Below are 22,747 nucleotides of genomic sequence, written 5' to 3'. Positions count from 1 at the left end.
TGAAAAAGAAATTGAATAACGAAAGGACATGGTCATAATGAATTCGTTAAATTCCACTAAGATTGACGACACGGTACCTGTGCTTATTGTAGGGGGGAGTCTCGTAGGTCTATCCCTTTCCCTGCTTTTGGCTAAACAAGGGATAAAGTCAACAGTCGTCGAACGCCATCCGGGCACGGCCATCCATCCGCGCGTCTCAAGCTTGACTGCCCGCACGATGGAAATCTTTCGCTCTGCCGGAGTTGAAGAGGAGATACGCCATGAAGAACCACCTTTCCCACGGGAATTCGGCATCATGTTTGTCGAGAGTCTGGCCGGGGAAGTGTTTGAGAATCTGATGGAAGATATGAGCGCATATTTTACGGATGCCAGTCCTGTTGAAGGAAACGGCATTGCACAAGATTTGTTTGAGCCTGTGCTTCGGATGAAGGCTGAACAAGCAGGTGCCGATCTTCGATACAACACAGAAATGATTGGATTCGAAGCAGATGAGCATGGCATCTCGGCCACCATTCGGGATCGCACCAACGGCAAAACACGCCAGATTCGATCCGAGTATATGATTGGAGCTGACGGAAGCAAAAGTGGTATCCGTGCAGCGTTAGGAATCGGGCAGCATGGAGAGGGGACACTTTTTCATCTGATCAGCGTCATTTTTGACGCGGACATCCATGATCTCTTCAAGAACCAGAATGCACATATGTGTTTCTTCGCCAATGAAGACGCAAGTGGAAGCCTTGTCTTGTATCCCGGCACAAACAGGCGGCCTCATGTATACCGATTGGATGTGATCTATGATCCGGAAGAGGAAACGATTGACGATTACCCAGAAGAACGATGTATTGCATTAGTAAGGGCAGCTATCGGAATCCCTGACATTTCAGTCAAGTTCAAGAAGGTATTAACCTGGGAAATGGCTGCTCGCGTAGCTGATCGCTTCCAACAAGACCGTATATTTATCGTTGGTGATGCCGCACGGGTTCAACCTCCCAGCGGCGGCTTGGGAGGAAATACTGGCATTGCCGAGGCACACAACCTCGCTTGGAAGCTGGCTGCCGTGTTGCGCGGTGAAGCTGGCGAGGGCTTGCTTACCACTTACGACATGGAGAGACGGCCTATAGCGGATTACACCGTAGAACAGGTCGTCATGCTCTCCCAGCAGCGCGAACACGAAGGAGCAAATGGAATTACGGTAAACACCCTACATGTCAATATGGGTTATCGCTATCCAGACGGCGCGTTCATACCGGAAGGAGACGGGCAGAACCACCCCCTTGTACAACAGCCAGAGTCGTGGACCGGTCAGCCAGGAAGCCGCGCTGCGCACGTCGTTTTGGAACGCAACGGTCAGCGGCTTTCCTCCATCGATCTGTTTGGTTCTCGATTTGTGTTACTCGTTGGATCAGACGGAAAAAACTGGGTGGAGGCTGCTGAATATGTTAAAGATACGCTACGTTTCCCGATAGATATTTATCAGGTTGATGGGCATGCTGATTTCAACAATCCTGGGAACGATTTTCTTGATGCATACGGTATAACTTCTACAGGGGCTGTCATCGTGCGGCCAGACGGGTATATCGGATGGCGAAAACCGGGTACTGGGGGGAATAAGGGAGAAATGGAAAAAATGTTAACCCATGCTCTGTCGACAATCCTTTTTCGTTAAATCTACTACATCAAAAACGAAGGAATAATAATTATGCTTATATTTGAATATAACGAAATCTATAATTATCCCGCATCTATCGTTTTCTCACGCCTCGTTGATTTAAAGGGGAGACCTTCCTGGATTAAAGGTATTATGGAGGCTCGAGTTACTCCAGAAGGACCTGCTCAGTTGGGGACCAAGTATTTCGAACGTGGAAAATACTCGGGCTTCAAGAGCGAAAAAAACATGATCGTGACCGAGCTTGTTCAGGATCAATTGTTAACGATGGAGACAGTTCCTGACGAAAAACAATCGTTTCGCGAAAGCTATCGTATTGAGCCGATCTCGGATCAATCTTGCCGTGTTCATTTCTCAATTCAAGTTGACAACGTTCCGAAGGTAGCTGAATTTTTCATGCGTCAATCGATGAAAAAAGAGCAGCGGCAAACAGCTGCTGGCTTAAAAGCTGTTCTTGAGGGTTAATATCCATACGGTTTGCTGCAGTGCAAGAGTGGTATAGGCTTCAGCATAGTCTGCTAAGTCTAGGACTAAAATTAGTTCTAAATTTGTAATAGACATACCTCATCACCCCATTTATCTTAATGATTAAGATAAATGGGGTTGGACTAACGACATCGGCTTTACTGATTCTCTATAGTTGGTTTACGAAGGTCGTCGGTAAGCTTTCGAAGAGATTGACAGGAGAGAATCAAGTAATCGAGTATGGTCTGTAACTCCTCTTGACTGTACTTTGAGTAGAGTTCAAGCATGGCATCGTTTAACGGAGTGAATGCCTTTTAATCGTATGCAATTGCGAATAGAGTGGCTCGGCATAGACCACTCTGAGATCGTTAGGATCCTTCGTCCGGCGGATATAGCCCGCTCTTTCTAAGCGATTTAGCACGCTTGTAATAGCACCCGTGGTTAGTCCCGTCCACTCTGCTAGATGCCCTGCAGTGGCTCTTCCTCTGCTTAAAATCAAATCTAAGCACTTATGATCTGTAATGTTAAGGCCAAGATGGAGTAGAAGCATCCAAAAAATTAGCAGAAGGATCAATTATAAACCAATCAGTATTCGTAGGATTTATTGTCATTGTGGTTATTGCAATTATCACATTGATTTGGTCAACTCGCGTTTATAACAAGGCCATTGCATAAGATTTTAATGGAGTGGCAAAAGCGATTGGAAGCGAAACGGGCAATCATCCTAAATAGGAGTGGGACGTGTTTACTGATATTTCGAGGATTTTTCGTCACGTGAACAAAAATGCAGTGGGGGGAAAACAGATTGAAACAAGTAATAATTCCATCGGTTCTGCATGATGTTTTTGGAGAAAAACAATCTCTTGCATCCATTCTTACGATTCTACTGTTTGGCGGACTGTTGACTGCTATATTGTATTGGATGTATCCCGAAATGACATCCAATTTACCGGTATGGCGTAGAGTTATTAGTTTATTGTTGATATTCGATATTTTCGCGGGTTGTATAGCCAATTTTACGTTGTCAACAAGCAATTACTATGCTGCAAGGAAAAGGAACCGGATTGTGTTCATTGCCATTCATTTTCATGTCGTATTCATTGGGGTTTTACTAAACACGGCTATCGGATATTCTATAGGGGTATGGATATATACTATAATAGCGGCTTTTATCGTGAACTCGCTTAAAGGAAAGCAGTCGCAGCTGTTTGTTGCAGGCTTGCTTCTATCGATCGGCCAAGGTTGTACCCCCTTGCTGCCTCATATCCCACCTTATATTTTGATCACTTGTCTTTTATTTATGTTGAAGGTAATATTTGGATTTTCGGTCGATCACTATAACAAAAAAACTATAGAAACAATGGCAAATTGACATAAGTGCGTCAGGAGGGGAGCGAACAAATGCAAGAGTTTGAAGATCTACTTGCTCGTCAAAATCAGCTGCAAGCTGAGGCCGCTGTAGTGTTGGAAGAATTGAACCTTATCCAAACGCTAAAAGCGGCCGGTGTGCCCGTTAAAGTTGGAAGTGCGGCACTTGGTTTAATGACTTGGAGAGACCTTGATATGACGGTCATTTGTTCCAAGTTGGACGTTGCTGTAATTTCCGGAATTGCTTCGCAATTGATATTGAATCCCAAGATTCGGCAGATGAAATTTATGAACGATACCGGTAGCTGGAACACTGATCCGGCCTACCCAGATGGGTATTTTATTGGGTTGGATTACCTGTCTGAAAGCGGAAGCAAATGGTCGCTGGATATTTGGTTCGTTGACGATCCTGAGAAACAACCTGATCTGCGGCATATTCGTACGTTGCCCGGTCGTCTTCATGAAGATGCGGTTCTCTCTATCCTGCGGATCAAAACCGTCTGGGCATCGAGAGCCGAGTATGGTAAACAGGTGAAAAGCTTTGATATCTATACGGCTGTATTAGATCATAAAGTGAGCACACCCGCTGAATTTGAACAATGGCTGCAAAACCGCAACAACAATATATCACCTTGAGTGCTTTTGAAGGGGGAAGCCTGATGCCGGATTTTTCAACTTTACTGGCATATGTTATCGTTGTCATTCTTCTATTTTTAATTCCAGGACCAGCCGTTCTTCTTACCATTACTCGTACTGTTCAAAACGGGCGAAAAGGAGGCATTATGGCAGGGCTTGGCATCGCAATCGGGGATTTTCTTCACACCTTATTTGCTACTGTCGGGCTTTCCACTATACTGATGACCTCTGCTCTAGCTTTCAATATGGTTAAATATGCAGGAGCGGTATACTTACTCTATTTAGGAGTTCGCGAAATGATCAGAAAGCCATCAAATCCGAAACTTCCAAAGGTAAAATCGGCAGGAGCTTTAAAGTCATTCTTTACGGCAACTGTTGCAGAAGTTCTTAATCCCAAGACAGCGTTGTTTTTTTTGGCGTTTTTGCCTCAATTTGTTCATCACGAACGAGGTCAAGTTGCTATGCAGTTTTTGATCCTTGGTGTCGTCTTTGTGATTTTAAGTGCATTGTATACAACCTCAATTGTACTAGGTATCTCTGCACTTGGAAAACTGGTTAAAGAGAGGACATGGATAAGCCGGTTAAGCCGCCTAAGCGGCAAAATCGTCGGAACAATCTATATCGGACTAGGCCTAAAGGTTGCATTCCAAAGACAGTAATGATGCAATAACGTCAAGATTGAAGGCCGCCCTTTAGTGATATCGTCAAGTAGACGGTGGAATAAAACAAAATGTCTAAACAGCCTTAGCTCGAGCTACCCATCGGGCTAAGGCTGTTTTAGTCTAGCATACTTCTCTCATCTTTGAGAAAGGCACATCACGTGCGGCAGGATCGAGGGCGACGCAAGGCTGCCCGGATAGACAGAGCGCCCTTTGGGGGCGTTCTCTTTTTTACGTAGCTCCTCACCATTTTCCCATAAAAATATATCAATAAAATATATTTACTTGTTATATTATTTTGATATAATAAAATCGATCAAACGAATAAGGAGGAAATATAAGATGTTCAAAAGCGGCAATGTGACTGTAATGGTAACGGATATGAAAAAGGCGGTGAAATTTTACACCGAAACCTTGGGATTGGAGCTGCAGCACGGTGACGGGCATTTTGCGCAAATCGCGGCACCTGGATTGACGATCGGTCTCCTGCATCTTGCCGGAGAACAAGGTTCCCTTCCGGAAAAATCGGGCAGCATGTCTATAGGGTTTGAGGTGGCGGATATGGAGTCAGCTATCGAAACGCTGAAAACCAGCGGCGTTCAATTCCACGATTCCGTGGAAGGCAAGGCGGCCAATGTCGTGCATTTCAACGATCCTGAAGGCAATACCCTTTACTTGGTTTGCAATCGTTAAACCAAAGGGCGGCATAAAGAAAATGTAAGGAGGCGTTTTCCGCATGGCCTCGAAAACCAACGTCAACATGGTTATCGCCGGACTGCTGGCGGCGATGTTTATTGGCGCTTTGGATGCGACCGTCGTCGCCACCGCTACCCCGCATATGATCAAGGATTTGCACGGCGAGACGCTGTTCAGTTGGGTGTTTGCGGTTTATACGTTGACTACCTGCGTGGCGACCCCCATTTTCGGCAAGCTCGCCGATTTATTCGGGCGCAAACCCGTGTTCGCCGCGGGCATCAGTTTATTCATGCTCGGTTCCATCTTGTGCGGAGCCGCACAATCGATGACGGGGCTCATTTGGTTCAGGGCTTTGCAAGGATTTGGTGCCGGGGCGCTTGCGCCCGTGTGCTTTACCGTCATCGGCGATTTGTTCTCGGGCAAGCAGCGCGGCAAAATGATGGGTATCTTTTCGTCCGTTTGGTCCGTGGCTGGCCTTCTCGGCCCGCTTATCGGAGGTTACTTCGTCGATCAAGTTTCCTGGCGATGGATCTTCTACATCAACTTGCCGATCGGCATCATCGCCCTGCTGCTGGTCGTCGTATTTTTGCACCAGCCGATCGAACGTCAGGCGAAAAAAATCGATTACCTCGGCGCAATTATGTTTACCATTACTTTCTCCGCACTGTTGTATGCGCTGCTGAGCGGCGGGTCCCGGCATTCCTGGGATTCCCCGGTGATCGTGGGGCTGTTCGCGGCATCGGCCGTATGTTTTATGTTGTTCCTCTGGATTGAAAAACGGGCGGAGGAACCGATGATCCCGTTATCGATTTTCCGTATCCGCGTATTGAACGTCACCAATATCAGCGGTTTTCTGACGTTCAGCCTTACGACGGGGTTGACGGTGTACTCGCCGATCTGGATTCAATCCGTGCTAGACAGTTCCGCGACAAGCTCGGGACTGATCGCTATGCCGATGTCGCTGGCCTGGCCGCTCGCCTCCAACATCGCCGGCCGGCTCATGTACCGGGTCGGGGTGAAGGCATCGATCGTATTCGGCTCTTCGCTGGTCATGGCAGGCTCCCTCTGGCTGATTGCGATTCAGATGAACTCGCCCTATGTATTTTGGATCGGTATCCTCGTGCTAATCGGACTGGGAATGGGGTTCATTGCGACGCCCTCCACCGTTGTCGTGCAATCGGTCGTCGGCTGGGAAAAACGCGGCGTCGCCAACGCTTCCAGCATGCTGGCCCGTGCGCTGGGCCAAACGGTCGGCATCGCGGTATTCGGCACGATTTACAACCAGTATGTAACCATAATTGGCTCCAAAACGGAGCTGACTGCCGGAATGCATGCCGTTTTTCTGTTCATGTTGGGGATCGCGATTGCGAACCTGCTCGCCGTATTGTTCCTGCCGAAACACCGCCAAGTGATGACGCAGCAGCATTCAGCGTAACGGCAGGATAACAAAGCGAAATACCGGAACCGGCCGCAAATGGATGCAGCCTGGAAAAGCCGCGACCTGCGGCTTTTCTGTTTTTACAGGCATCCGTATGTTATACTGTTGTTTGCATAAAAGCAGTAAAACCTACAAGGGGGCCTTTCGTTTGTACGAATTATTCATACTAGGCGAATTGATGAATAACCCGATGCACGGCTACTTGCTGCATCAGATTTTGAACGGGATCGTTGGTCCTACGCGAAAAGTCAGCTGGGGGGCGATTTATCCGCTGATCCACGGCATGCTTGCGGACGGTTTGATCGAACAGGTTCCTGATGAGCAACCGGAGGGTGCCAAACAAGGAAGAGGAAAAAAAATAAAGACCTATAAACTTACGGACGAAGGCAGAATACGTTTTTTTCGGTTGATGGAAGAACCGATTCCATATTCGCCGGATTACGAGCTTCATTTTTATACGAAACTGAAAAATTTTGAACTGATCAGCAAAGAATTGCAGTTTTTAATTTTGCATCAATACAAAGATTACCTGCGTTATGAAATCCGTCACGAGGAAGAACGGTTGGAATACGCTAGCAAAGACGAACGGATTCCCGGCGGGGAGCAGAAATATATTCAGATCTTCTTCCGGCATCGGTTGGAAAAGCTTCGATTTGATGAAACGTGGGTTATGCAGTTAATCGAGAACCATCGCGTGGATGGACAAGGGCTTGAGCGGGAGTGAAATTGAAAGGCTTAAGGAGTAGCAGATCATTAATAGGATGGGGGGCGAGCTAAAAAGGTTGGCCCCTTTGTTGAAACAAATGACGCGAAAAGGCGAAAGTATCCTATTTACTTGGCAATCCATGACTTGAACTGAAAGTGAAGGAGTGGGTTATTTGAGGTCGGACATATATAATTGGATGCCTATCTCCATACCGGAAATTCAAGATATCTTCTCTAAAATTCCGATTCATTGGTGCATTGCCGGCGGTTGGGCACTGGATTTACATCTTGGTAAACAAACAAGAAAGCATAGCGATGTAGACATTGCGATTACAAGGGAGCAGCATCTGCTTGCATATCAATATTTAAATCAAGATTGGGTTTTATATAAAGCAGAAGAAGGTAAACTTACTCTTTGGCAAGACCAGGAATACTTGCATACAACAAATGATATATGGGTTAGCAGAAGTAAAGATGCCCCGTTTGTTTTTCAATTGATGCTATTGAATACAGAGGGGACCACGTGGAAATACAATCGAAATCACTTGATAACAAGACCGGTCGATGAGTTGTTTCTAAAAACAAAGGAAGAAATACCTTACATGAGACCCGAGATTCAGCTTCTTTATAAAGGAGGGGCTTCTCAAGTAAGAGAAAAAGATTATCTGGATTTTCAAACCGTACTGCCAAGTCTTTCACCTAAAGAAAAAGCATGGCTGAAATCCTCACTAAACCTTCAATTTCCGGAAGGACACGATTGGATTTCTACTTTAAAATAGTTTCTTCAGACGTGGGCAATTGAAATCCCGCGGAAAGTTGCCGTACTCCTTGCATCATCCGATTATGGATTTTACCTTTTCCAAAATTTCGCAGGTGGTTAAAAAGATGGGTGATTTTAGTAGAGTGAAGGAGTAAACGCCGTTCCGGAACTCAGGATGAAGGTAAGAACCGCCGATGTGGTATGATCCCCTCATGGTAGACAACGAAAAAAAGACATCTGGTAAGATGTACTTAAACGTTGGATACCGGAGGGGATTTTTTGTGGGGAAAACAGGCCGTACTAATAATAGCTATCCTGAAGAGTTGAAAATGCAGTCCGCAAACTGGTACTGATGGGAATATAGCAAGAAGCCTTTCGTAAAGGACGACCGAAAACAAAGTTCGCCAGCGTAGAAAAAGAAATGGAGTACTTGAAGGCGGAAATTGAGTACTAAAAAAAGCGGTATCCAAATCTACTCGGGGAGTGACGAGCAAAACGAGTCGGTGTGAAATTATTGAAGAGATGGGGATGTATCAACTTTATTTGGTTGGTTTTTCTCACTAATTATGACAACACACAAGGGCCATGAGTGTTGAGAAATTAAAAATCGGAGAATATGGTGGTACTTATCTAAAGACTTGATTTGCAGCGGTATCTTAGTACAATGGTTTTATGACAACTCAAAAAGTGATAAATGATGAGCTCAGAGTCAAAATATTTAAGGCGTTAGCTGATGAAACAAGATTGGACATCATTCGAGCTTTATACATCAGCAAGAATGAGATGAATTGTGGAGAGGTCGGACACATTCGCGATACTACGAAATCAAATACGTCGTATCACTTGCGTACTTTAAAGGAGGCGAAATTGATCAAGGTACGAAAAGAAGCTCAAGCGAAGTATATGAGCATCGATTTGGAGACATTTCAAACTTACTTACCCGGATTTCTGGATACGTTGTAGAAAGAAATTCTCTTTTTTTATTTATTAGTTCAATGATCATTGAACAATAGAACTAACTATAGAGGGTGAATAGAATGATCCAATTAACTACTTTATTTTTCCTCATCATGTTTGTTATCGGTACAGATACGTTTTTGATTTCTCCGCTCATCCCCACGCTTCAGAACTTATTTCATATCCCAACGGAATATTCCGGTTGGATGGTTGGGGCTTATGCTTTAGGTTATGCCATTTTCGCATTAATCGCTGGACCGCTTTCCGATGGATGGGATCGCAAAAAAGTAATGCTTTTTGGCATGGTCTGCTTCTCGGTTTCAACCATATTATGCGGCTTTGCCACAAGTTTTTGGTCGATGTTCGTATTCCGTTTTTTAGCTGGAGTCAGCGCAGCATTTACGGCGCCTCAAGTCTGGGCATCGATTCCTGCTCTGTTTCCAACACCAAAAATAGCCAAAGTATCAGGAATCGTCATGGCAGGCTTAGCTGCTTCCCAAGCGTTCGGCATCCCTATTGGAAGTCTGCTTGCCTCAACCCATTGGTATTATCCTTTTTTTACAATCGGTGCATGTGCACTATTAGTGGCGGTATTCATCTTCTATGCTTTGCCCGAAATGAAACCAAATCATGGCCCAAAAACCAAGACTCCGATTTTCAGTAGATACATCCCCTTATTGAACAGCCGAATGGCGAGAAGGGCTTTCCTCGCTCACTTCTTATTTCAGTGTGGATTCTTTGCCGCCTTTTCTTTCATTGGAAAATGGGTGACAGATCGTTTTCATCTTTCAATTGACCAAGCGGGGTACGTGATGTTTTTTCTTGGTCTCGGGAATATAGTCGGAAGCTTCGGCGGTGCCTATGTGATCAAAACGTTTAACCGTTTCAATACGCTAGTTGTGGGCTTTCTTGTCTCTATCGTATGTTTTATTGTTTTGCCTCACTTGTCATCGGTTGCGGCTTTCGAAAGTGTTTACTTTTTCATATTCGTTAACATGGGGATCGCTTTTCCCCTCATATTGGGAATGTTGAATTCATTAAATCCAACCATCCGCGGCACGACTTCCAGCTTGGCCAATTCAATCATGTATGCTGCGACAACGCTCGGGTCTTGGATCGCTGGCCTCATTTACGCGACTTTTAACGGTTTTTCTGCCGTTGGCATGTTTGCGGCTATATGCTTTGCCGGTTCCTTGTTATCTTTCATACTCAGCGGTATTTTGACCAGCCAAGCGAAAACAAAGAAGGAGATTGCATCATAAATGCAAGAAACTCATATGGATATTCTAAATTTTCCGAAATTTAACATCCTGAGTATATGTGAGAATGAGTTTGAATTTCTAATTCAAATGGTGACGAACTCTCCACCTTTGGCTTGCCCTCATTGTGGATGTATAGCCAACCTCTACAAACACGATAGCAGGGAACAGAATTGTATGGACTTGCCTCTTCACGGCAAGCGTGTAAGCCTTCTCATAAAGCGTCAGAGATATTGCTGTAGAGACTGCAATCGAACCTTTTGGGAACACTTAGACCACACCATAGACAAAAAGCGAAACTGCACCAAACGATTATTGTCTTATATAGAGACGCAAAGCATTGAACGTACGTTTGTTAGCATATCCGAGGATGTTGGATTGCATGAAAAAACAATACGCAACATCTTTCGAGATTACATCAACCGTCTTAGAGAAACGCATCGATATGAAACTCCCAATTGGCTTGGGATTGACGAAATTCACATCATTAAACCAAGATGCGTTTTAACCAACATTGAGGAATGTACCTTGTTGGATGTTTTGCCAAATCGTAATAAGGAAACCGTTGCAGATTACCTCTTACGCCTTCCAAATAGAGGACAAATCCGATACGTCACTATGGATATGTGGCAACCGTATAAGGACGCCGTAAGGGCTGTATTGCCAAAAGCTCTTATCATCGTAGATAAATTTCACGTTGTCCGTATGGCAAACCAAGCGTTAGAAACCATTCGTAAGCAGATCCTTGAAGGATTATCGCCAAAAGAACGCCGCGGGCTGATGCCAGGCCGTTTTATCCTCTTAAAACGGGATATAGAGCTTACAGAGAAGGATCGGATTACGCTAGACCTTTGGAGAAAGAATCATCCGTCTCTCGTCACTGCTTATAACTTAAAGGAATTATATTTGGATATTTGGGAATGTGATAACAGACAAACGGCATTTCTTAAATACAACGAATGGAAAGTTAAAGTACCAACGGACCTGCGAACCGCTTTTGAACCACTGACAAAGGCTATGAAGAACTGGGAAGAAGAAATATTCGCTTATTTCGACCATCGCATTCGCATTCCAGATGCTTATACGGAATCTCTAATTAGACTTATTCGAGTCATTAATCGTTTAAGAAGGGGATACTCTTTTGAGGCCCTAAGAGCCAAGATACTCTTTACAGAGGGACTTAGAAAGCAATGCAACCCAAAGTACCAGAGGCGGTTTGATAACTACCATCTACGGGAGGAAAACTTCCCGATGTTTAATAAGCCAGCTATCGAAGTTGTTCGTGAGCCAGAAGAAATAATCTTCCTTGGAATTGATTTTTCCACCTTAATCGATAAATTGGAGAAGGACGAATGTTGACGATACCCGGCGTTTAATAGTCAAAAAGAGATGTCATTGCACTGGATCCATGGTGAGATGATTTCTCTTTTTTGTTTGTCTAAGGTATATTCAGATTTTTGTACGAAAGCAAACATTGAATGAATAAGGTTGTCCTCTAAACTCTGCCCCGGGCAGAGTTTTTGAGAGTGGTCCGGGAAACCTTCACAAGTTCTTCATAAGTTTTGGGTAGAATGTTTGGGAGATGAGGATTCAATCCAAATAGAAATATGCAAAGGTGTGTGACAAACTGTGAAAAAAGTATTCATTTTTATTAGCCTTGCAGCAATCCTGGTACTAAGTGCGTGTGGAAACAAGGATAACGCAAACAATAATACGAACATGGACATGGGCAGCGACCATTCAAATATGGGGGATATGGGCAGCATGAACCATTCGGGTTCGGGTGAGGTTCCTGAAGGGTTGAAAGAAGCTCAAAATCCCACCTTCAAAGTTGGAGATGAGGTTGTGATCCATGCCAAGCATATGGAAGGGATGGATGGTGCCAAGGCTAAGGTGGTTGGGGCCTACGACACGGTGGCTTATGCTGTAACGTATACTCCAACCACTGGAGGTGAACCCGTCCCCAATCACAAGTGGATTATCCAGGAGGAAATAAAGGATGCGGGTAGTGAGCCCTTGCAGCCAGGAACTAAGGTGACCATCGAGGCTGATCACATGGAAGGTATGAAAGGCGCAGAGGGCACCATTGACTCTACTGAAAAAACAACGGTATATATGGTTGACTATACGCCAACTACAGGAGGAAACCCCGTTAAGAATCATCAATGGGTAGTCGAAAGTGAGCTTTCTAAATAGAGTATTTTTTAGCAGGTGAGTGAAGTGATGCTGCGTGGCACAAGACGGCGAGTTCCTTTCTCCTTATGTACGTTATATGACTGATACTGTAAATATTGGATATGGGCAGCGTTATGACGTGTTATCGACAAGCTCAATGAAGATCATGGTTCGACTGTGTACTGACGGATAAATTAACCGATCTGACAATGCCAGATCGGTTTTTTGTTTGGCGTCTATATGATGATTTGCCTTAGTTTTTTTGTTGCTCGGAATCAATCCTTTACAAAATTGTTATTTTTTCTTGCTTAACATGTTCCGTTACCAAGATAAGTACCTCGATTTCGGGAATAGTAATCGACAAACTTTACTCAGCTTCGCTGAAACTTCCATAAAATTCAACAAATATCAGTAAAATAGTTACGATTAACGGGAATCTATTAATTAGCCATTGACAAAAAAACTGATTATATACTACATTATGTAGGGTTACATTTTTTTAATCATTATTGCCGAATTTCTTGATACTGAAAACGGGGGAACCATTTTTGGGTGAAATATTCTCATTGAAGAATAGAGGGAACCTTCTACCGAACCCTTAGCTAACTCCGTAGGCATCGGAAGGAGAACTACATCGTGAAGAAAGTAATACTGTCAATGTTAGGTGCGGCCATTGTTTTTTCAGCAAGTGCAACCAGTTCCTTTGCCAGCTCCGTTAAACTCGAAAGTGAGGTGGATAAGGTCGTAGGCACTCCTTATCAGTGGGGCGGCACATCAGTGGCTGGTTTTGACTGTTCCGGTTTTATTTTATACATATTCGATAAATTCAATTTAGATTTACCCCGCACATCTAAAACACAGGCTCAAGCCGGAACTCCAGTAGATCGTGAAAACCTTAGAGCAGGAGACCTGGTATTCTTTAATACGGACGGTACGGGAATATCCCACGCGGGTATTTATATCGGCAATAATGAGTTTGCACATTCTTCAAGCAGTAAAGGCGTTACCATTAGCAAATTATCGGATTCATATTATAAAAATCGGTATGTTACAGCACGCCGCGTCGTGAGTCAGCAAAGTTACCTGAAAATGATCAGTGAAATTTGATCTAGTCGGGATAATCTACCTAAATCAAAAATGAAAGCACCGGCTGAAGTCAGCCGGTGCGTTTTGTTGTTTATTCAGGGACGTTGTTCACATTGGGATCAGGCGTATAATTATTTTGATAATCATCATACATCACATCAGTTACCATTCCAGCGGAGGCGTGGTGTAAATCGTGGCAATGGAACATCCATTCACCGGGGTTGTCAGCTTCAAAAGCAACTTCATACGTTTCGCCAGGTTTGACGTTCAGCGTGTCTTTCATGATCGGAGATCCTTGTACTGGCTTGCCATTCTTGCTCAAGACTTGGAAGAAATGGCCGTGCAGGTGCATCGGGTGATCGTCCATTCTGGATTGATTTACAAAGGTCACCTTTACCTTATCTCCTTTTTTTACTTTGATTGTATCCGTGTCCGGAAAAACCTTTCCATTGATCGTGTAAACCATATCTCCATTTCTCATCTCGGTATTCAGATTCATCGTCACGTCTTCATCAAAGCTTTGATCCAAAGAAAATGCGGATGCAGACATGGTTCCGTACTTCTCCAAATCAAAATCGGGAAGTTCTTCGAAGGCATCGGAAGGGTCGGGCTTCGCATTAGAACCTTCGTATTGAATAACGGCTCTCATGTTTTGTGCTCGATTATCCTTTGCGTGTTCTTCCAGCAACCAATTTCCTGGATAATCTGCGGTAAATTCAATGTCATACCGTTCTCCGGGAGCAATCGAGACGAATTGATCCTTGATCACAGCCGGGTCATTCACGGGCTGCCCGTCGGATGCAACAACCTTAAAGGAATGACCGTGTAAATGCATCCGGTGCGTAATGTAGCCGGCGTTAATCAACCGAAGTTTTACTTTTTCACCCTCTTTAACGGTAAGCTTATCGATCGCATCACCTGTTTTTCCGTTGATCGTATAAAGGTCATACATACTCATATCATGTCCTGACATATTCATCCCATCGTTATCCATGTCCATATCCCCAGAACTCATCCATTCATCGAGCACAAGGGTGTAATCGCGGTCAGCGGTATCTTGGGGGTCTTCGACTACAAGAGAACCATACAAGCCTTTGTCCACTTGATTCACACTGTCTTGATGTGAATGGTACCAATAAGTACCCGGTACGGTAGCTTTAAATTCATAGGTGAAGGTTTTTCCGGGTTCAACAGCATCTTGTGTGACTCCTGGAATTCCGTCCATGTTGTTTGGAACCGGATAGCCGTGCCAATGGATGGAGACAGGCTGCTTGAGTTGATTTTTCAAGTTTACTTTGACTGTATCTCCAACCTTAACCCGGATTTGTGGACCGGGAACCGAGTTATTAAATGTCCATACGGGAATGGTTTTTCCCTTCTCCACTTCGAGATTACTTTCCTGTGCGGTTATGGTGAACTCTTTACCATCCACAACAGGTGTTGCTGTTGTCAGTTTTGCGGATGTAGCGGATTCACTGGAGTTGGAAGTGGGGTTTGAACCCATACTCATTTTTGAATGATCCATGCCGTTCATATTGCTTACTTTCGAGCAGCCAGCCGCAAAAACGGCCACTGAGCTAGCGAGGATTATTGTTCTTAATATCGCTGCTTTCATTTGAAGAACCCCTTTCTAATTCTTTTGATGTAAGCCTCATTCATCATAAAATAAACATGTATAGAAATGATGAAGATGGCTGGGGTATTATAACTTTAGGCTTGAATATTATACTATAGGGGGGTATACTAATAACAAATCGAGAGGAGGAGTCGAAATTGAAAACCATTACTTTAAACGTAAACGGAATGAGCTGTCAACACTGCGTGAATTCCATTGAAGGAGCTCTTAAGCAAATAGGGGCTGGGGGGAAGGTTAACTTGTCTAATGCTTCTGTTGAAGTTCAATTCGATGAGACCAAACTTACGGAAAGCAAAATTAAAGAGACCATCGAAGACCAAGGTTATGATGTTGTTTAAGAGTGAACCCTTAATATAAGACATTGATGTCGTCAAAATGAAGAAAATCGGGAAGAAGCATAACAGGTCATTTCGTTGTGAGAAATGACCTGTTTGATTATATAGTCTTGCAGAGAACGGAAGTTGAGGTGTAGGAAAAAAAATCCGCCTATACGTTTGGAGGGAATTCATGCGTAGAATTTTAGTTGTTGAAGACGAGGAGAAAATCAGGGAAGTCATCGTCGCTTATTTAAAAAAGGAAGGGTTTGAAGCGCACGAAGCGTCTGGAGGGGAGAGTGCATGGAGTGAATTAGCCAATCAACCTTTTGATTTGGTTTTATTGGATCTTATGCTTCCCGATATGAACGGAGAGGAATTATGCCAGAAGATTCGAACAGCTTATCCCACACCAATTATTATGCTGACAGCTAAATCGTCCGTTTCACATCGTATTCATGGGTTGTCTGTTGGGGCAGACGATTATATGGTGAAGCCTTTCGATCCTCAAGAACTCATAGCCAGAATTCGCACTGTACTGCGGCGAACCAATCAGCAAGAACTTCTGGCCGATCGATTAGAATATGGCGAAGGACGTCTGATGATTGATAGCCATGCCAAACAGGTTTTCGTTCAACATAAACCCATCAGTTTAACCCCATCCGAATATAAATTGCTTCTAGTTATGGCGAGAAACTCGGAGCGTACGTTTTCCCGGGAAGAATTGATTGAACTCGTTATGGGCTTTGAATTTGATGGAGAATCGCGCATTATTGATCAGCATGTCAAAAATTTGCGTCAAAAAATAGAGGAGGATCCCAAGAACCCCTTATTCATCCGGACTGTTTTTGGTGCAGGATACCGCTTTAATGGGGGGAGTTTATGAAACGTACATTATCCTTTCGCTTAAGCACGGTTCTGATTTTATATACCGGCTTTATTTTGGTGATCGCTTCGATTGCTATGATCAATGCAACCCACTACCATTTTCAAATGTATGGACGCGAAATGTCCGAAGCGCAGCATTCAGCTGATTCACTGAATTCTCACTTGGAGCAAGCGATTATACAATCCATTGGCTTAACGATTGGGGGAGCTTTAATCGTCTCATTTGTGTTAAGTGTGTATATCGCCAAACGGATTTCGTCGCCATTAATCAGCATGAAAAATCTTACATTAATCATGGCCCGAGGAAAACGGGATGTCCGTCTCCCGTTGAAGAATTTGCCCAAAGATGAACTGGAGGAGCTGGCCGCTTCCATCAATCACTTAGCTGAACAGCTGGAGCAGCAAGAAAAATTAAGAATCGCTATGACGGAAAATATTGCACATGAGTTGCGGACACCTTTAACCACTTTGAATAGTTACCTCGCGGCTATTCAAGACGGAATATGGGAGCCTACTCCGGAACGGATCCAGTCCAGCCGTGAAGAAATTCACCGTTTGATTCAGCTGGTTCATGATTTGGAAGAGCTTCAAATCGTTAATTCCATCGATTTTCAATTCATGCTTGAGCAAGTCTCCTTAAAGAAGTCTATGGATCAAGTCATGGACCTCATGCGTCCTTCATTTCAACAAAAGGGAGTTAACCTGGAGAAAAAAGATATACCCAATGTTTGCGTAATTGCCGATGAAAGCCGGCTTATTCAAATCTGGACAAACCTGTTATCTAATGCATTGAAATATACACCTGAAGGCGGTACCGTTGAAGTCAAGGGTACCGTCCGGTTAGGTGTGGTCCAAATTACCGTCTCAGATAATGGCATAGGAATTCCATCAGCGGATCTTCCACATATCTTTGAGCGTTTTTATCGGGTAGATAAATCACGCAGCCGTAAAATGGGTGGCGGTGGGCTTGGATTAGCCATTACCAAAACGTTGGTAGAGCGCCACGGTGGGCAAATATGGGCTGAAAGTGATCATGGTGCACAATTTTACGTACAATTACCGATACAAAGGTGAGGATTATAATGGCTGCAATCCTGACGCTCCTACGGGGGCGTTTTTTATTTTGATAGGAGCCAACTAATAATCAACATTCGCTGTTTATTTCAAAAAAATAAATCGCTTGACAATATAGGGTAGGGGGCTATACTATATTCACATCAAACCCGGTAATTTATGGTATTTCACCTCGTTCATCTGACGGCCGTCACGAGCGTGAAAGGGATGAAGGACCGGTTTTATTTCTCTAAAGGAGGATGATAGAAATGACAACTCAGTCTCAAGGTCTTTCCCAGGCTGATCCGAGGCGCTGGATGGCACTCGCATTGTTATGCCTTGCGAATTTTATGGTGATTATGGATACATCAATTATCGGGGTAGCTTTGCCCGCCATTAAAGAAGCGCTGGGGTATTCCCAGGAAAGCTTACAGTGGGTGTTTAATGCATACGTTATTTTCTTTGGCGGCTTTCTATTGCTGGGGGGCCGGTTGTCTGATCTGTTTGGACAAAAACGCATGTTCATGTGGGGTTTTCTTATTCTAACTGCAGCTTCGTTACTTGCAGGGCTAGCATGGAACGACACCGTACTCAACATCGGCCGAGCGCTCCAAGGCTTTGGGTCTGCACTCATTGCACCGTCCGCGTTAACGATCGTTATGATGTTATTTAGCGGAAATCCCAAGGAATTAGGGAAGGCGTTGGGATTCTGGGGGGCATCCGCTGCTGCAGGAGGTTCCGCGGGGGTGTTTCTTGGCGGTGTCATTACCGAATGGTTAAGCTGGGAATGGACATTTCTGATCAACGTCCCTGTCGGAATTCTTGCCCTACTATTGTCTCCCGGGCTTTTAGCAAAAGGAACACGCAGAAAAGGCGGCATTGATATCGTAGGATCCGTATTTGTTACGGCTGCATTAGTTTTAATAGTGTATGGGATTGTCACCGCAGAACATAACGGATGGGGAGCACCTACAACGATATGGACACTGATCTTAGGTTTAGCTCTATTTATCCTCTTCCTCATTGTTCAGGCGGTCAAAAAGGAACCCCTTGTACCTCTTCGAATTTTTAAGGCACCGAATCTAGCAGCAGGTAATATCGCACTGTTAATGTTATCAGGGGGATGGATCCCGCTTTGGTACTTCCTCAATCTATACATGCAGCAGGTTTTGAAATTTTCAGCTTTTACCGGCGGTGTTGCGCTGCTGCCGATGACCATTGTCATCGCCATTTTCATGATTGCGATAACGGGCAAGCTCATCGCCAAGATCGGCGTAAAAGCGAATATCGTAATAGGTTTGACTGCCTTAGGAGGTTCGATGATCCTGTTCTCCACGAACACGCCTGTAGACGGAACCTTCTTAGCGAATGTGCTGCCGGCTTCACTTTTAGGTGCGCTCGGGATGTCTCTGGCTTATATTCCTTCCATGATGTCTGCCATGAACGGAGCTAAACCTGAGGAAGCAGGGCTTGCATCAGGGCTTGCCAATACCAGCTACCAGATTGGTTCAGCGATCAGCTTGGCGATTATGGTTGCCATTGCTGCAACAACGACTTCGGCACAAGCAGGTGGTGATCCAACGGCAGCTCTGAACAGTGGATTTCAAGCTGCATTCTTGTGGTCGGGTATCGTTGCATTTATTGGCGCATTATTGGCATTGATCTTCATTCGTTCACCAAAAAAGGTTGGCTCCGACATCTCTAAACCGATGTAATCTTTTTAACTTCAGTCACCTTGTGGCTGAAGTTTTTTGACTCCGGCTAATTTTAGGTGATTTGGCGGCAGAGACATTAATGGGTGTTACCAACTTGACTTTATAGGGGTGGGGGGTATATATTGAGTACAAGAGATTAATCATGCCGTCATATATGAAGTAAACCAATACGTTAGTAAGGATCTTTATACAGGAATGGAGGCAGGGACAATGAGTGTTGAACTGGAAACGGTAGAAAGTACTTTAGCAGAAAATGCAGGGTGCTGCTCAAGTGAGGAACCGGGTCGGAAGAGCCATCATTCCGAAAAAGAAAAAAACAATATGATATCCAGGTTGAACCGAATAGAGGGGCAGATCCGGGGGATCAAAGGATTGATCGAAAAAGACACTTACTGCGATGATGTTTTAAACCAGATTGCTTCGGTGCAATCGGCCTTAAATGGGGTAGGTAAGCTTTTACTTGAGCATCACATGAAGAGCTGTGTTATCGATCGGATCCAAAAAAGTGACACTGAGGTTTTAGATGAGCTATTGAAAACCATGAATAAGTTAATGAAATAAAGACCTTTAAAAGGCAGCGATCACGCTGCTTTTTATTTTGAATCATCATATAGGGTACTGGGGTACACAAAAAAATACAGAAAAGTGTTGACTAATTATAGGGTAGGGGGGTATACTAATCACAAGGAAGTTGTTGGAAAGCAAAATAAACACCTTAATATAACAACCCATGAAAAAAGTAATATCATGCAGGTTTTAAACTGTGAGAATGCATTTGCCATTATCCTTTAGGAGTGATGAACATGGAAGCCGTAGCCGGAAAAGAGAGCAAACAGACAACGCTGCAAATTACAGGAATGACTTGTGCTGCATGCGCCAACCGTATTGAAAAAGGACTGAATAAACTGGAAGGTGTTTCTTCAGCCAACGTGAACTTTGCCTTGGAAAAAGCAAGTGTAACGTATGATCCAGGTAAGGTAGGCGTCGATAAGTTGGAGGAAACGATCAAAAAACTTGGGTATGATACGGCGAAAGAAGTCGTTGATTTTAACCTCGAAGGAATGACCTGTGCTGCGTGTGCTAACCGTATTGAAAAAGGCTTGAGCAAACTTCCCGGGGTTACTAACGCATCCGTCAACTTTGCGATGGAAACGGCACGAGTTGAGTATTCGCCAGCTGATATTTCCGTTTCTGATATGCAGAATAAAGTCAAGCAGCTCGGTTATAAAGCGGTAACGAAGCAAGAGAACAAGAAAACGGTCGACCACCGGAAACAAGAAATTAAGCATCAGAAACGATTGCTGCTTTTATCGGCAATCTTGTCCCTTCCGCTGCTGTGGAGTATGGTGGCACACTTTTCGTTCACCTCGTGGATCTACATGCCAGAAATTTTGATGAACCCGTGGTTTCAGCTCATTTTAGCAACACCGGTCCAATTTTATGTCGGAAAACAGTTCTATGTGGGGGCCTATAAGGCACTCCGAAACGGAAGCGCCAATATGGACGTGTTGGTATCGCTAGGGACTTCAGCTGCTTATTTCTACAGTCTGTACCTGACGATTGACTGGTTCACTGCCGGAGCGAACGCCCACCACGGTCCATCATTGTACTATGAAACAAGTGCGATCCTGATCACTTTAGTCATCATGGGTAAGCTGTTCGAATCGCTGGCCAAGGGCCGGACTTCCGAAGCCATCAAGTCCCTGATGGGACTCCAGGCGAAGACGGCATTGGTTGTACGCGATGGTCAGGAAATGACGATTCCGGTCGATGAAGTGATTGTCGGGGATATGGTTCTTGTACGGCCCGGAGACAAAGTTCCGGTTGATGGTGTGGTGCTCGAAGGAACATCCTCCGTGGATGAATCCATGCTAACCGGCGAAAGCTTACCCGTTGAAAAGAATGCCGGTGATGCCGTCATAGGAGCGACCATCAACAAAAATGGCATGCTCCGTATTAAAGCAACCAAAGTCGGCAAGGAAACTGCGCTGGCACAGATTATTAAAGTGGTTGAAGAAGCCCAAGGTTCCAAAGCCCCGATTCAGCGGGTGGCAGACGTGATCTCCGGTATCTTTGTTCCCATTGTGGTAGGTATTGCGGTGGTCGCTTTCCTGGTCTGGTATTTCTTGGTCACACCTGGCGAGTTTGCAGAGGCTTTGGAAAAAGCAATCGCCATCCTGGTTATTGCCTGCCCATGTGCGCTGGGGTTGGCAACTCCAACATCGATTATGGCCGGGTCGGGTCGTGCTGCAGAGCTCGGGATCTTGTTCAAAGGCGGAGAACACCTTGAACAGACTCATAAGATTGACGCCATAATCCTGGATAAAACAGGAACGGTAACGAAAGGTAAACCTGAACTTACGGATGTGCTTACAGAGATGGACGAAGTAGACTTCCTTAGATTCGTCGGCGCTGCGGAGAAAAATTCGGAGCACCCTTTGGCCGAAGCGATTGTGACCGGCATTCAGGAGCGCAATATTTCCCTTCCTGGAACAGAAGCTTTTGAAGCTATTCCAGGCTACGGAATCCAGGCTGTCGTCGAAGGAAAAGAACTGCTGATCGGTACTAGAAGATTGATGGAAAAGTACGATGTAGACGCTATGCATGCCTACGAAACGATGTCCAGACTCGAAGAAACGGGAAAAACAGCTATGCTCGTAGCGATCGATAAGCAATATGCCGGCATGGTTGCGGTGGCGGATACCATTAAAGAGACTTCTAAAGAAGCTGTCCAGCGCTTAAAAGGAATGGGCATTCAGGTGATCATGATCACGGGTGATAATGAGCGTACAGCCAAAGCGATCGCTGCCCAGGTTGGCATTGATCATGTACGTGCAGAAGTGTTGCCCGAAGGGAAAGCAGAAGAAGTTAAAGCCCTGCAGGCCCAAGGAAAAACCGTAGCCATGGTGGGTGATGGCATTAACGATGCTCCGGCATTAGCCACAGCCGATATAGGAATGGCTATTGGGACAGGAACGGATGTTGCCATGGAGGCGGCCGATGTGACCTTGATGCGTGGCGATCTGACGAGTATCCCGGACGCCATCTATATGAGCCGTAAAACGATGAGTAATATTCGCCAAAATTTATTCTGGGCGCTTGGTTATAACACTCTAGGCATTCCGATCGCAGCCATCGGTCTGCTGGCACCTTGGGTAGCAGGAGCAGCGATGGCTCTGAGCTCCGTATCCGTTGTACTGAACGCACTTCGGCTGCAGCGTGTAAAAGTACGCAGCTAACCATTGCAGCAGAAACGATAAAATAGCCAACA

Annotated in this window: 22 protein-coding genes and 1 riboswitch; of the genes, 20 read left to right on the top strand and 2 right to left on the bottom strand. The window is 44.8% G+C overall.

Annotation, left to right across the window (positions count from 1 at the left end; genetic code table 11):
* The first annotated feature begins 37 nt into the window (after window positions 1-37).
* Together K2F33_RS30990 and K2F33_RS30985 are read left to right on the top strand one after the other, a co-directional pair.
* Entirely contained in the window at window positions 38-1,666 is a 1,629-nt protein-coding gene (locus tag K2F33_RS30990; protein ID WP_263880459.1) for an FAD-dependent monooxygenase, read from the top strand.
* Between the two features lie 33 nt (window positions 1,667-1,699).
* Entirely contained in the window at window positions 1,700-2,131 is a 432-nt protein-coding gene (locus K2F33_RS30985; protein ID WP_089546252.1) for an SRPBCC family protein, read from the top strand.
* 295 nt (window positions 2,132-2,426) lie between these two features.
* On the opposite strand, the gene K2F33_RS30980 is transcribed toward K2F33_RS30985, so the two are convergent.
* Window positions 2,427-2,681 (bottom strand): MarR family transcriptional regulator, encoded by a 255-nt coding sequence (locus tag K2F33_RS30980; protein ID WP_089550094.1) that lies wholly within the window; start codon window positions 2,679-2,681, stop codon window positions 2,427-2,429.
* A gap of 255 nt (window positions 2,682-2,936) precedes the next feature.
* Here K2F33_RS30980 and K2F33_RS30975 point away from each other — a divergent pair, with 255 nt between their 5' ends.
* The 12 genes from K2F33_RS30975 to K2F33_RS30920 all read left to right on the top strand — a co-directional run bounded on the left by K2F33_RS30975 (window position 2,937) and on the right by K2F33_RS30920 (window position 13,891).
* The gene (locus K2F33_RS30975; RefSeq protein ID WP_263880458.1) at window positions 2,937-3,503 is read left to right on the top strand and encodes a hypothetical protein; all 567 of its coding nucleotides are present in this window, start codon (window positions 2,937-2,939) and stop codon (window positions 3,501-3,503) included.
* Window positions 3,504-3,532: 29 nt separating this feature from the next.
* Window positions 3,533-4,135, top strand: coding sequence for a hypothetical protein (locus tag K2F33_RS30970; RefSeq protein WP_263880457.1), 603 nt, complete (start codon window positions 3,533-3,535; stop codon window positions 4,133-4,135).
* Between the two features lie 23 nt (window positions 4,136-4,158).
* On the top strand, window positions 4,159-4,794 hold the full coding sequence (locus tag K2F33_RS30965; RefSeq protein ID WP_263880456.1) for a LysE family translocator: 636 nt from the start codon (window positions 4,159-4,161) through the stop codon (window positions 4,792-4,794).
* Between the two features lie 342 nt (window positions 4,795-5,136).
* Entirely contained in the window at window positions 5,137-5,487 is a 351-nt protein-coding gene (locus tag K2F33_RS30960) for a VOC family protein (protein WP_263880455.1), read from the top strand.
* Window positions 5,488-5,530: 43 nt separating this feature from the next.
* The gene (locus tag K2F33_RS30955; RefSeq protein ID WP_263880454.1) at window positions 5,531-6,925 is read left to right on the top strand and encodes an MDR family MFS transporter; all 1,395 of its coding nucleotides are present in this window, start codon (window positions 5,531-5,533) and stop codon (window positions 6,923-6,925) included.
* 43 nt (window positions 6,926-6,968) lie between these two features.
* Window positions 6,969-7,652, top strand: a complete 684-nt coding sequence (locus K2F33_RS30950) for a PadR family transcriptional regulator (RefSeq protein WP_263880453.1) — start codon at window positions 6,969-6,971, stop codon at window positions 7,650-7,652.
* A 145-nt stretch (window positions 7,653-7,797) separates the two neighbouring features.
* Window positions 7,798-8,412 carry a nucleotidyltransferase domain-containing protein gene (locus K2F33_RS30945; RefSeq protein ID WP_318671677.1) on the top strand — a complete coding sequence of 205 codons (615 nt, stop codon included), beginning with the start codon at window positions 7,798-7,800 and terminating at the stop codon, window positions 8,410-8,412.
* Window positions 8,413-9,065: 653 nt separating this feature from the next.
* The gene (locus K2F33_RS30940; RefSeq protein WP_089546265.1) at window positions 9,066-9,356 is read left to right on the top strand and encodes an ArsR/SmtB family transcription factor; all 291 of its coding nucleotides are present in this window, start codon (window positions 9,066-9,068) and stop codon (window positions 9,354-9,356) included.
* A gap of 74 nt (window positions 9,357-9,430) precedes the next feature.
* Window positions 9,431-10,612, top strand: a complete 1,182-nt coding sequence (locus K2F33_RS30935) for an MFS transporter (protein WP_076169056.1) — start codon at window positions 9,431-9,433, stop codon at window positions 10,610-10,612.
* On the top strand, window positions 10,613-11,968 hold the full coding sequence (locus tag K2F33_RS30930; protein WP_318671674.1) for an ISL3 family transposase: 1,356 nt from the start codon (window positions 10,613-10,615) through the stop codon (window positions 11,966-11,968).
* A gap of 270 nt (window positions 11,969-12,238) precedes the next feature.
* Window positions 12,239-12,805: a YdhK family protein gene (locus K2F33_RS30925; RefSeq protein ID WP_256992739.1), complete on the top strand. Its 567-nt coding sequence runs from the start codon at window positions 12,239-12,241 to the stop codon at window positions 12,803-12,805.
* A 479-nt stretch (window positions 12,806-13,284) separates the two neighbouring features.
* A riboswitch (cyclic di-AMP (ydaO/yuaA leader) is annotated at window positions 13,285-13,416 on the top strand.
* 4 nt (window positions 13,417-13,420) lie between these two features.
* Window positions 13,421-13,891 carry a C40 family peptidase gene (locus tag K2F33_RS30920; protein ID WP_076169050.1) on the top strand — a complete coding sequence of 157 codons (471 nt, stop codon included), beginning with the start codon at window positions 13,421-13,423 and terminating at the stop codon, window positions 13,889-13,891.
* A 70-nt stretch (window positions 13,892-13,961) separates the two neighbouring features.
* Here K2F33_RS30920 and K2F33_RS30915 read toward each other — a convergent pair whose 3' ends face one another.
* Window positions 13,962-15,485 (bottom strand): multicopper oxidase family protein, encoded by a 1,524-nt coding sequence (locus tag K2F33_RS30915; protein ID WP_263880451.1) that lies wholly within the window; start codon window positions 15,483-15,485, stop codon window positions 13,962-13,964.
* A gap of 158 nt (window positions 15,486-15,643) precedes the next feature.
* Here K2F33_RS30915 and K2F33_RS30910 point away from each other — a divergent pair, with 158 nt between their 5' ends.
* The 6 genes from K2F33_RS30910 (at window position 15,644) to K2F33_RS30885 (ending at window position 22,715) form a co-directional block, all read left to right on the top strand.
* Window positions 15,644-15,844 (top strand): copper ion binding protein, encoded by a 201-nt coding sequence (locus tag K2F33_RS30910; protein WP_076169045.1) that lies wholly within the window; start codon window positions 15,644-15,646, stop codon window positions 15,842-15,844.
* Window positions 15,845-16,013: 169 nt separating this feature from the next.
* On the top strand, window positions 16,014-16,706 hold the full coding sequence (locus tag K2F33_RS30905) for a response regulator transcription factor (protein WP_263880450.1): 693 nt from the start codon (window positions 16,014-16,016) through the stop codon (window positions 16,704-16,706).
* Window positions 16,703-17,782, top strand: a complete 1,080-nt coding sequence (locus K2F33_RS30900; RefSeq protein ID WP_212970195.1) for a sensor histidine kinase — start codon at window positions 16,703-16,705, stop codon at window positions 17,780-17,782. The genes K2F33_RS30905 and K2F33_RS30900 overlap by 4 nt, the downstream gene beginning before the upstream one ends.
* 248 nt (window positions 17,783-18,030) lie before the next feature.
* Window positions 18,031-19,476: an MFS transporter gene (locus tag K2F33_RS30895; protein ID WP_263880449.1), complete on the top strand. Its 1,446-nt coding sequence runs from the start codon at window positions 18,031-18,033 to the stop codon at window positions 19,474-19,476.
* Window positions 19,477-19,686: 210 nt separating this feature from the next.
* The gene (locus K2F33_RS30890) at window positions 19,687-20,037 is read left to right on the top strand and encodes a metal-sensitive transcriptional regulator (RefSeq protein ID WP_263880448.1); all 351 of its coding nucleotides are present in this window, start codon (window positions 19,687-19,689) and stop codon (window positions 20,035-20,037) included.
* A gap of 242 nt (window positions 20,038-20,279) precedes the next feature.
* Complete coding sequence (locus K2F33_RS30885) at window positions 20,280-22,715, top strand: heavy metal translocating P-type ATPase (protein ID WP_263880447.1); 2,436 nt, start codon at window positions 20,280-20,282, stop codon at window positions 22,713-22,715.
* Window positions 22,716-22,747 lie beyond the last annotated feature (32 nt).

Origin of the sequence: Paenibacillus sp. PSB04, assembly GCF_025809195.1 — a bacterium.
Classification (GTDB): Bacteria; Bacillota; Bacilli; order Paenibacillales; family Paenibacillaceae; genus Paenibacillus_AQ; species Paenibacillus_AQ favisporus.
This window is presented reverse-complemented; position numbering and strand designations above follow the sequence as displayed.